The following is a 2,816-nucleotide window of genomic DNA, read 5'->3' on the forward strand; positions in this document are numbered from 1 at the left end:
CGGAACCTCCAGACCTCCCGGAACCTCCAGACCTCCCGGGCTCCCCGGAACCTCCGGGGCCATCGGAGGCACCGCTGTCCCCGAGCCCGCGCCCAGCGGTACTTCGAGCACGTACGCGCTGCCGCTCATGCCCGGCATCTCGTGCGTCTGGAGCACGCCGCCGTGCGCCCGCACGATCCCGCGCACGATCGGCTCGTGCACCGGGTCTCCCCCGGCGAACGGTCCGCGCACCTCGATCCGTACGACCTCACCGCGCTGTGCCGCGGCGACGACGACCGTCGAGTCGACGTAGCCACCGCCCGGCACCAGGCGTGCCTTGCCGGTCGAGTCGACCCCGGCGACGTCCGCGACGAGGTGCGCGAGAGCGGTCACCAGCCGCCCCGCGTCGACCTCGGCCTCGATCGGCGGCGCGTGCACCGCGAACTGCGCGCGGCCGGGACCGATCAGCTCGACCGCGGCGTCGATACCGGCCGTCACCACGCCGTCGAGCAGCACGTTCGTCTTGACGAGCGCTTCGGAGCCGCCGTCCAGGCGCTGGTAGCTCAGTACGTTGTCGACGAGCGTCGTCATCCGTGCGTAGCCCGCGGCCAGGTGATGCAGGATCTGGTTGGCCTCGGGCCACAGCTGGCCCGCGGGGTCGGCGGCGAGCGTGGACAGCTCGCCGCGCAGCTCCTCCAGCGGTCCGCGCAGCGACTCGCCGAGCACGGCGGTCAGCTGGGTGTGACGGGCGGACAGGTCCGCCAGCTGCCCGGCCTGTTCCTCCATCCGGTCGGACTGCTCCTCCAGCGCGGAGGCGTACCGCTCGGCCCGGTCGGCCAGTTCCGCGGCGTGCAGATCCGTCAGCCGGGTGATCTCGGCGGTGTGATTCGCGGTCAGTTCGGTGACTGCGCCGGTGTGGTTCGCGGTCAGTTCGGTGATCTTGGCCGAGTGCTGCTCGCCGAGTTCCTCGTACGGCCTGCGGTCGGTGAACGTCATCACCGCGCCGACCAGCTGGTCGCCGTCCCGCACGGGCGCCGTGGTCAGGTCGACCGGCACCTGCGCGCCGCTCTTGGACCACAGGACCTGCCCGCGCACCCGGTGCTTGCGCCCCGACTTGAGGGTGTCGGCCAGCGGCGATTCCTCGTACGGGAACGGCTCGCCCTCGGCCCGCGAGTGCAGGATCAGCGGATGCAGCTCCTGGCCGCCCAGGTCGGTGGCGCGGAAGCCGAGGATCTGCGCGGCGGCGGGGTTGACCAGGACGACCCGGCCGTCCGTGTCCGTGCCGACGACACCCTCGGAGGCGGCCCGCAGGATCATCTCGGTCTGGCGCTGCGAGCGGGCCAGCTCGGCCTCGGTGTCGACGGTGCCCGACAGGTCGCGCACGACGAGCATCAGCAGCTCGTCACCCGTATAAGTGCCGCTGTAACTCACCTGGACGTCGTTGTACGCGGCCTGCCCGTCCTCCAGGCTGGCGCTCGTCACCTCGACGGGGTACTCGTTGCCGTCGGTCCGCCGCGCGGTCATCCGCGTGGGCTTGGTACGGCCCCGCTCGTCCGCAGCCTCCGGCCTCCGCATCGACCCCGGGATCAGCTTGGAGTCGAACTCCGGAAGCAGATCGAGCAGTCCGCGTCCGACGAGCGCGGTGCCCGGCGTCTCGAACATTTCGAGGGCGATGGTGTTGGCGTTGACGACCGTACCGTTGCAGTTGACGAGCAGAAGCCCGTCCGGAAGGGCGTCGAGTATGGCTGCGAGGCGAGCAGCGCCTCGGGATGGCCTGCTGCTCACGACGACGCTTCCTCCCTGATTACTGCACCTTGCCGACAGCGGCCCCATCTTGCCCCTCGGGCCTCAGGCTGTCACTGGAGGAGTCTAAAGGCAGGGGAGGGGCAAGGGGCGGCGGATGAGGGGGAGCTCTCACCAAGGTTCTGTGCATACGGTGTACGGCTCTGGCCCATTACGCGCCCCGCGCGCCCTCCCGCGCCCTGCGCAGCCGCTGCTCAGCGGACGTTCGGGAGCATCGGGCGCAGGCTGTTCCAGCGCCCGATCTCGCACCCGTTGGTCCGGTCGAACGCGGCATCGATGCTTCGCCCCCGCCAGCTACCGGTGACCCGGGCGGTGGCCGGCCCACCGAACTGCTGCGTGCACATCGCGTCCGGGGATACCGGGGTGAACGGGTCCGCGCTCTCGCCGGGCAGCTGCGCCAGCCGTTCGCAGGCCTGCTTCGCCACGGGATGGCTGCCGCCCGCCGGCTCGCACTCCAGCTCGTAGCTGCCGTCCGCCGCCGGGTCCCCCGATCCCGAGATGACCACGGTCAGATGCGTCCGGCCGTCGTCGCCCTGAAGGAGGGGCAGCGGCAGCAACGGCCGCGGCAGCGGACCGGCCGAAGCCGTCGCGGCGGGGGCGGCGGCGGACAGTGCGGCGAGAGACACGACAGCGGTGAGGGCGAGGCGACGCAGCATGCGGGCTCCTGTGCTCGTGCACGTCGGCGGCGGTGGCCGGCGACGGAGGGGAACGGCGGGGGCGGCGCCCCCGCATGACTAACGCTTCGCACGCCACGGCGTTGCGCAAGCGCAGCGCTTTGCTCTCGCGGCCAACGGCCTAGTAACGTAGGCAGCGATTGGTGACGCAGCACTCAGCTGTGTCATCATCTGCACGCACCACCCGCGCTCGCGCGGGGTGTGCTGGAGGCGTCGCCTAGTCCGGTCTATGGCGCCGCACTGCTAATGCGGTTTGGGTCTTAAAGCCCATCGAGGGTTCAAATCCCTCCGCCTCCGCTTGATCACCGAAGCCCCGTGCCACTGGCCGGGGCTTCGGCCGTTCCTGCGTCGGGGCGGGGC

General features: G+C 71.3%; 2 protein-coding genes and 1 tRNA gene. 1 reads left to right on the forward strand and 2 read right to left on the reverse strand.

All coding sequences use genetic code 11. The features are described 5' to 3' along the window. Together J1C73_RS11795 and J1C73_RS11800 are read right to left on the reverse strand one after the other, a co-directional pair. On the reverse strand, positions 1-1,764 hold a 1,764-nt coding region (locus J1C73_RS11795), incomplete at its 3' end, for a PAS domain-containing protein (protein ID WP_307797669.1). Positions 1,765-1,976: 212 nt separating this feature from the next. Next, on the reverse strand, positions 1,977-2,438 hold the full coding sequence (locus J1C73_RS11800; protein WP_207316326.1) for an SSI family serine proteinase inhibitor: 462 nt from the start codon (positions 2,436-2,438) through the stop codon (positions 1,977-1,979). A gap of 224 nt (positions 2,439-2,662) precedes the next feature. On the opposite strand from J1C73_RS11800, the gene J1C73_RS11805 reads away from it, so the two are divergent. Beyond that, a tRNA-Ser gene (locus tag J1C73_RS11805) sits at positions 2,663-2,753 on the forward strand. The last annotated feature ends 63 nt before the right edge of the window (positions 2,754-2,816 follow it).

The sequence above is a fragment of the Streptomyces laculatispora genome, from assembly GCF_017353455.1.
GTDB lineage: Bacteria > Actinomycetota > Actinomycetes > Streptomycetales > Streptomycetaceae > Streptomyces > Streptomyces laculatispora.